General features: G+C 55.4%; 6 protein-coding genes. All 6 read right to left on the bottom strand.

The genetic code is table 11. The features are described 5' to 3' along the window. Positions 1–75: 75 nt before the first annotated feature. On the bottom strand, positions 76–750 hold the full coding sequence (locus tag HRQ60_RS20455) for a potassium channel family protein (RefSeq protein WP_172199561.1): 675 nt from the start codon (positions 748–750) through the stop codon (positions 76–78). A 22-nt stretch (positions 751–772) separates the two neighbouring features. Continuing rightward, a complete protein-coding gene (locus HRQ60_RS20460; RefSeq protein ID WP_172199564.1) occupies positions 773–2,356 on the bottom strand; it encodes a peptide chain release factor 3 in 1,584 nt (527 codons plus the stop codon). Positions 2,357–2,465: 109 nt separating this feature from the next. After that, on the bottom strand, positions 2,466–2,870 hold the full coding sequence (locus HRQ60_RS20465) for a MerR family transcriptional regulator (protein ID WP_172199567.1): 405 nt from the start codon (positions 2,868–2,870) through the stop codon (positions 2,466–2,468). After that, on the bottom strand, positions 2,867–4,144 hold the full coding sequence (locus HRQ60_RS20470) for an alpha/beta hydrolase family protein (RefSeq protein ID WP_172199570.1): 1,278 nt from the start codon (positions 4,142–4,144) through the stop codon (positions 2,867–2,869). The genes HRQ60_RS20465 and HRQ60_RS20470 overlap by 4 nt, the downstream gene beginning before the upstream one ends. A gap of 193 nt (positions 4,145–4,337) precedes the next feature. Next, entirely contained in the window at positions 4,338–5,894 is a 1,557-nt protein-coding gene (gene zwf / locus HRQ60_RS20475) for a glucose-6-phosphate dehydrogenase (protein WP_172199573.1), read from the bottom strand. A 235-nt stretch (positions 5,895–6,129) separates the two neighbouring features. After that, positions 6,130–7,902, bottom strand: coding sequence for a sugar-binding protein (locus HRQ60_RS20480; protein ID WP_172199576.1), 1,773 nt, complete (start codon positions 7,900–7,902; stop codon positions 6,130–6,132). Positions 7,903–8,174 lie beyond the last annotated feature (272 nt).

Genomic DNA, 8,174 nt, shown 5'->3' on the forward strand with positions numbered 1-8,174 from the left:
TCCTTGCCTTATATCTTATCTGATCCATCTAACGCTTAGAAATCCTGCCCACGCTTCTTCAACGAACAAGATTTGCTACCCGTGCTTGTCGAACGCAAGCTCCAACCGGACCAGATCGTCCCGCTCACCGACGATAACGAGCACATCGCCTTCCCAGAGACGTCCGTGCGGTTCCGGAGAGATATTCATCTTGCTGCCACGCCGCACCGCTATGACGTTGCAGCCGTATTTTTGCCGCAAATTCAGCTCGATCAGATTCTTCCCTACCATGCGTGCCGGCACCAGCATCTCGAAGATGCTGTAATCGCCCGACAGTTCGATGTAGTCGAGAATATTAGGCGAAGTCAGATTATGCGCAACCCGCGTTCCCATATCCCGCTCCGGAAAAATAACCTTGTCCGCGCCGATTTTGCTGAGCACTTTGCCGTGCAGCTCGTTTTGGGCTTTGGCAATAATCATCGGCGCGTTCATTTCTTTCAGGATCAGCGTAGTGAGAATGCTCGCCTGGATATCCTGGCCGATCGCGACCACCACGACATCGAAACCGCGGATACCAAGCGCTTTGAGCGCTTCGTCATCCGTGGAATCCGCCGATACCGCGTGGGTGACAAGGCTCGAAATCTCCTGGGTACGCTGCTGGCTGGCATCGATTGCCAGCACGTCGAAGCCCATCTGGCTCAGTGTTTTGGCCACACTGGATCCGAACCGGCCCATACCGATGACCGCGTACTGCTTTTTACCTTTTCCCATTCTTCTCGGGCCTCCTTAAAAATCAGGGCGCCATTTCAAGGAACTGGGCGTCCGGATTTTTATCGATCGCAGTGCGCATGGCGTATTCATTCTCGAACAGCGCGACATAGTTGCCTTTTTTGTCTTTGACGAGCGTGGAGTTGATCCGGAATTTCGAAGGGTCGATCTCCGGTGCCACGATCCAGCGTGCGAATTGGAACGATTGGCGCTGCAGCTGCACATCGACGCCGTACTCGTTTTTCATCCGGTATTCGAATACTTCGAATTGGAGCTGGCCGACAACGCCGAGAATCGTATCGTCGAAGCTGACCGTGCGGAAGACCTGAATGGTTCCTTCTTCCGTCAGCTGATCGATCCCTTTTTGATACTGCTTGTGTTTAAGCGCATTTTTGGCCGTGACTTTGGCGAAAATTTCCGGCGAGAACGTCGGAAGCTCGTCGAATTCGAAGCTTTGGCCTTCCACCAGCGAATCGCCGATCCGGAAAATGCCCGGGTCGAACAATCCGATAATGTCGCCGGCGTATGCCGTTTCGACGATATCACGGTCCTGGGCCAAGAACTGCTGCGGCTGGGACAGCTTGATGTCTTTGCCGACGCGAACGTGCTTGACGCTCATCCCCCGCTCGAACTTGCCCGATACGATACGCAGGAACGCGATGCGGTCGCGGTGCGCCGGGTTCATGTTCGCCTGGATCTTGAACACGTAGCCGCTGAATTTCTCGCGCACCGGTTCAATTTCGCCTTCCGTACTGCGGCGCGGAGCCGGTTTCGGCGCGAGTTCCAGGAAATTCTGCAGGAAGGTCTGCAGTCCGAAGTTGTTGATTGCACTGCCGAAGAAGAGAGGCGTCAGCTCGCCGCGCGCCACTTTCTCGGCATCGAATTGATCGCCCGCTACGTCCAGCAGTTCAAGTTCTTCCGCCAGCTGGTTCGCGTGATACTCGCCGGCCATCTGCGAAATGATCGGATCGCGGTAATCGTCGACTTTCTGGACTTTGATCTGCGAATGGTCGTCGCCCTGGAACAGCTCGACCTGATTCTTCATCCGGTCGTAGATACCGTTCAGCTCGCGCCCCATCCCGATCGGCCAGTTCATCGGAACGGCGCGGATGCCGAGCACCTGTTCCAGTTCTTCCATCAGGTCGAACGGACTGCGGCCTTCGCGGTCGAGTTTGTTGATAAAGGTAAAGATCGGAATCCCGCGCTTCGCGCAGACCTGGAACAGCTTGATCGTCTGCGCTTCCACGCCTTTGGCTACGTCGATCAGCATGACCGCACTGTCGGCCGCCGTCAGCGTCCGGTACGTATCTTCACTGAAATCCTGGTGACCCGGCGTATCCAGAATATTGATGCGGTGACCGTCGTAGTCGAACTGCATGACCGAGGACGTTACGGAAATCCCCCGCTGCTTCTCGATTTCCATCCAGTCGCTTGTCGCGTGCTTGCTTGCTTTACGGGCTTTGACCGTTCCGGCCAGACGAATAGCGCCGCCGAAGAGCAGCAGCTTCTCCGTCAACGTCGTTTTCCCGGCATCCGGGTGAGATATAATAGCAAAAGTTCTGCGTTTCTCGACTTCATCGCGCAAAACCTTTTCTTCAGCTTCGTTCATGTTCACATTCCCTTCTGTATCGTACGTCTTCATCCCTGTATTGTACCATAATTAGAGCGCGGACAAGGATAGAATCTGGAGCGAAAAAAGGGACGGTCCGCAATTTTCGTTACCGGTCCGAATCGCGGCGGAACGAACGCGCGTATTCCCGCACCTCATCGTCGTCGTATTCGTCCAGCAGCCGGTTCAGATGCCGCTTCACTTCCGCCAAATGCTGCTCCTGCCGCTCGATATCGGCAATCTGCCTGCGCACCAAGCCCCGCAGCGCTTCGACGCCGATTCCCGGGCTTGCGCCAAGCTCTCGCAGCGTTTCGCCGATTCGGGCGAGCGGGTAACCCAGCGCTTTGGTATCCTGGATAAAACGGACCATGGTCAGATACTCTTCGCCGTACAGCCGGTAACCGTTCTCGCTGCGTTCCGGCTCAGGCAGCACGCCGCGGTCCTCGTAGAACCGGATGGTGGCGGGGGTTAGCCCTGTTTGTTTCGCCAACTGCCCACGGGTCATCTTTTTCATCTCTGCGCCTCCTCGTCTTGAACTTGTATGCGGGTCAGCGCCGGATCGTAACGGACCTCCGGAAATTGGGGTTGGTCCTGTCCGAGAAGATTCGACGGGATTCCTTTGAGATATCGGTCGAAAAAGGCAGCGGAATAAGTGCTTGTAATCTCGGCTGTGCGTTCGGGCGTCAATTGGCGGGCGAACAGCTGCGGCGATACAAAAGCGACGTCCGTGAAGCTTTGATGGAAAAACGGTTCGATGACCGCGAACAGCCGGTCGCTTTGCCCCGATCGCATGACCCGCTGGGCATCTTCCTGCCACTCTTCAAAAAAGACTTTCTCCTTTTTCGGCTGCTTCGGATCCAGGCTCTGCTGCGTCCCTCCGGTGAACAGGTACATGAACGGCCGTGCCAGCGGTTTTTGCGGCGTCTCGCTCCAGAATCCGCCTTCCAGGCTGAGCGCGGCGGCAAATCTCCCATCCGATCCGAGCGCTTCTGCCGCTGTCGCTCCTCCGTAGGAATGGCCCAGAATGCCTGCGCGTTCCAGATCCATTCGGCCGCACAGCAAATGTCCCGAACCGGCCGTATTCCATGCCTCCAGCGTATCCAGCACAAAACGTGCATCCTTGGCGCGTACCGCGACTTCTCCGACGTTATACTCGTAGCGTTCATGCGACTGTCCAAACACCGGCTCGTGCATATACAGGGCCTCGCTGCCGTCTGCAAGCTGTACCCGGGCCGACGTATACGGATGGTCCATCCCGACCACGATATACCCCCGGCTGACCAACTCTTCGATGAGCATCAGACTTTGAAAACGCGTCGACCGGATCCCCGGCGAGAACAGCAGCACCGGATAAGCAGAATCTTCGGCGGAGAGCGGGATATCCCGGAAAGTATGTGTGGCTACCTGTTCCAAATGCCCGAATAATCTTTGAGGCAGGCCGAATACGAGCGCCATGCATTCACCCAACGAAGCCGGATAATGCTCCGGCCCGCCTGCCGCTTCCGCATCGACTGGATCAGCCGGATACCAGACGGTCACCGGCACTTCACGGGCACCGGCACCAAGCGGAGCCGTCCCTCTTCGGCTCTCCTGCCGGCTGGGGTCGGTCAAGTGCGCTTCGAATGTTCCGATCGCATAAGGACCGCGTGGTTCCGGCATCGTAAACACGGGAAACAGCCGGCGCAGCGGATTTGGACTTTGCCCGCTTTTTTTCGACTGATAGATATACGCGGCAGCCGCCGCTCCTGCCGCCCCTCCGAGCAGCAGGGCTTTCGTACTCTTTTTCATCTTGATTCTCTCCTTCAACTCCGAGTGATAAGCCGTGATCGGCTTTCTGCACTCAGCATAAGGGTTGAAGTATTCTTCAAGGTCAAGCTTGAATTCCCTGTTTGACCAAAAAGAAAAAGCCGCCATGCAGCCGGAATATCCGGCCGCACGGCGGCTGATCTGCGGCCTTAGGCCGCTATATGCTGCAATCGGCTTAGCTGCTCGAAGCGGCTACCCAGATTACATTGTCTTCTTCTTCGCCGTTTACCGGCCACCAGTGGAATCCGTCGCGGGCAAGCAGTTCGTCCGCTTCTTTCGGTCCCCAACTTCCGGCCGGATAAGCACTGACATCCGACGGATTTTCTTTCCAGGCGGCGTCGATTTTGTCGACAAATGCCCAGGCCGAAGCCACTTCGTCCCAACGCGTGAAGTAGGTGGAATCGCCTTTGGCGGCATCGTGGATCAGGCGCTCGTAAGCTTCCGGCGAGTTGATGCCCACCAGGCAGCTTTGACAGAACTCCATCGCCACCTGCGCGATTTCGGATTCCGAACCCGGCTTCTTGGCGTTGATCTTGAAGTAGATGCCTTCCATCGGATTGACGCGGATGACGAGCAGGTTTGGCTGCAGGTCGTGCTTTTGTCCGAGGTAGATGTTGCCCGGCATCTTCTTGAATTCGATCACGACTTCCGTCGTTTTGACCGGGAGGCGTTTGCCTGTCCGGATATAGAACGGAACGCCGGCCCAACGGAAGTTATCCACGGATACGCGAGCCGCGAAGAACGTCTCGGTATTCGAATTCGGATCGACTTTGTCTTCTTCGCGGTACCCCGGCAGGTCTTTGCCTTTGCTTTGTCCGGCCGTATACTGGCCGCGCACGACATTGGCTTTGACTTCGGCGGCATCGGCGAAATGATGCAGCGAACGCAGCACTTTCACCTTTTCGTCGCGCAGGTCTTCCGCAAGCGGACGGCTAGGCGGTTCCATCGCGATCATCGTGAGCAGTTGGAGAATATGGTTCTGTCCCATATCGCGCAGCGCACCCGCATGATCGTAATAGCCGCCGCGTTCTTCGACGCCGACCGTCTCGCCCAGCGTGATCTGCACGTTGGCGATATATTTGTTGTTCCAGAGCGACTCGAAGAACAGGTTCGAGAACCGAATGGTCTCGATGTTCTGCACCATCTCTTTGCCGAGATAATGGTCGATCCGGTAGATCTCGTCTTCCTTGAACACATGACCCAGCTCTTCGTTCAACTTCTCGGCCGACTTGAGGTCGTAACCGAAAGGCTTCTCGATGACCAGACGATGCCAGCCTTCGTTGTCGAGCATGCCGCCTTCACGCAGGTTCAGCGAGACGCTGCCAAACAGTTCCGGTGCCAGTGCCAGATAGAAGAGTCGGTTGCCCGGAATCGAGAACTTCTTCTCGATCTCTTCCGTCTGTTCTTTGAGTTCCTGGAACCCCGCTACATTGTTGATATCGAGGGATTTATATTCGAAGTGCTCCGCAAACTTGTTCCACTTCTCCTGGTCGGAAGATTTGTACCGTCCGAATTCCTGGATCGAGCGGAATACGTCATCACGAAACTCTTCGTTCGTACGAGGACGCCGAGCCACTCCGACCACGGCAAAATCCTCCGCCAATTTTCCTTCCCGGTACAAGCTGAAAATGGCCGGGAACAACTTGCGACGGGCCAGGTCTCCGGTAGCCCCGAAGATGAAAAAAACCGCGCCCGGTGCTTTCAATGCTTCAAGATTTTGATTGTCCGCCATAGCTCCCCATTCTTCCTGTATTAGTATAGTATCTCTTGTCTTTATGTCTGACTCTTAATTCTCCGCGTTAGCGCGCAGAAAGAAAGATGTGATGTCATTTTAACATATCCCTCAAATTGATGCTATCGTATCGATATCATTTATGCTGATCCAACATGAAGGTTTCATTAATATTACCACCACCAAAAAGGCCGGCAGAATCAGGCCGGCCTTGTCCAAAATAAGGAGAACGTTTTCAATCGGCGAGTTTCACTTCGCCGTACACGCGCGTATCCGCCCAGTAAGGCAGGTTCTTGTCGACCCAGCTGAGATACGTATCCCGCTTGCCGTCTCCGTTCGAATCGTCGTTGGCACTGGCATTGAAGCCGATGATATCGCCGACTTTCGGAGTTAGCGCCGTATAAGGAACCGCCAGTTCAACCGTATAGCCGCCTTCGCGCTTGACGACCGCTTTTTTCACCTTCGACAGATCGAACCCGCGAATCGCGGAAGACAGCGAACCGTCGAGCCCGATGCGCAGCTGGTAGTCGCCTTCGGTACGCGTTCCGTTTTTCGCATTCCGTTCATCGACCCAGACTTCGACCGAATCGTTGTTTTCTTCCGTACCCAGCGCATTCGGCGTCGCATCGATCATCTCGAACAGATAGTACAGCGCTCCGTTATCCCAAGCGATACGTGCGGTTCCGGTCGTGCCGTTGGGATCTTGGTTCAGCTGCAGGGGCGTCGAATTGATCCAGACATCGTCAACGGATCCGTCGATAACCGGTGTCCCCCGCGCAGCCGTATACGTGTCTTCTTCGCCCCCGCCCGGAGGCGCCGAGTTCGGCAGATCGCTGACTATTTCCGCCCGCGACTGGTTGTACAGCGGCGAGCCGCCTGCGTTTTCGACTTTGTTTTTCTCGAACAGCAGGGCTCCGACCGTCGTCCGCAAAATATGAATACCGTGGTTCGTTGGATTCACAATCCGGTTCTTTTCAAAAGAAGCTTCGATACGGGTCGAACCCAGGATCAGGATCCCGCTGTCCGCCGAGTCGCGAATCGTATTTTTTTCGAACGAGGCATTTACGATACTCGGTTCTTTATTGGTCGCTTGAAGCCGAATGCCGCCTTTTTCCGGGATCGACGGGTTGCGGCTGTCTCCCACAATTTCGTTCTTGCTGACTTTCAGATTGCGCACTTCGTACGTGCGGTAGCTGCCTTCCGAAGCGATAAAGATACCGGCTCCGCCCGTATAGGCAATTTTGTTTTTCTCGATCGTGACATCCGTCCCTCCGGATACGGTAATGCCCCGGGCATGGCCGCCCGAAACGTCGTTATCTTCAATCTTCACGCCGCTCACCCAGGCATTGTTCTTCTCGTACGAGACAACCGCGATCATATCGTCGCCGGTGTCGCGCAGCGTGTTGTCTTCTACCCGGATATCGGCAGACCCTCCGGTGATATGGATGCCGTCGGCCAGCGTATTGCGGATCGTGTTCTGCTCGATTTCGCCTTTTTTTCCGTATACGATAATCCCCGCCGACGAACCTCCGTCGATCGTGGTATCCGTTACGGCAAAGTCGGAAGCTTCGGGCAGCACATGCACACGGGCGGAAATGGAACTGGACAAGCGGGTCGTCACCGGAACGGTGGTCAGAGCGACTTTGCGCAGCGAAGATCCGCTTCCCGCCAGCTGCACCGCCTGCCTGTTCGGATTGGTGCTTCGGAGAATCGACGACTCCCCTTTGCCCGCGAGACCGACGCCGTCCAGCACAATCACATCCCTGTATAAAAAAGTACCCGGGGGCACATAAACGCTTTTTCCTGCCGCTTTGGCGGCCGCGACGGCCTGCCGGATCGAATCCAAATCATCCGTGTTATCGTCCGGCACGGCTCCGTAATCGCTGATCGATACGACTTTGGCAGAAGCTTTCTGTTCTTCGGCCGCAAACACCGAACCAGATGTGGACACAGGCAGGACGAGGACGGAAGCTGTCAGCAGACAAACGAAGTTTTTCTTGATGGACATAGAGCAACCTCCTTCATAAGGGTGATGTTCCGGCAAACCGTTTGTTCAGGCTTTTCGCCCGAACCGCATCCTCTCCTCACACTCGATTTGTTAAGCGCTTTCAAAGTATAATCCAACTTGATCGTCCCCTCGACGAAATGACATAATATGTTAGTTGTAAAAATTCGAAATACCGTCCCCCCTTTTTTTTCGCAAGACGGATTGTAAAATGAAGTGCAACACCTCGAACTGAATATAAAAAGGCCCACGGCCGGATTCGTGTAGAATGAAGT

It is taken from the genome of Saccharibacillus qingshengii (assembly GCF_013185195.1).
Taxonomy (GTDB): Bacteria; Bacillota; Bacilli; order Paenibacillales; family Paenibacillaceae; genus Saccharibacillus; species Saccharibacillus qingshengii.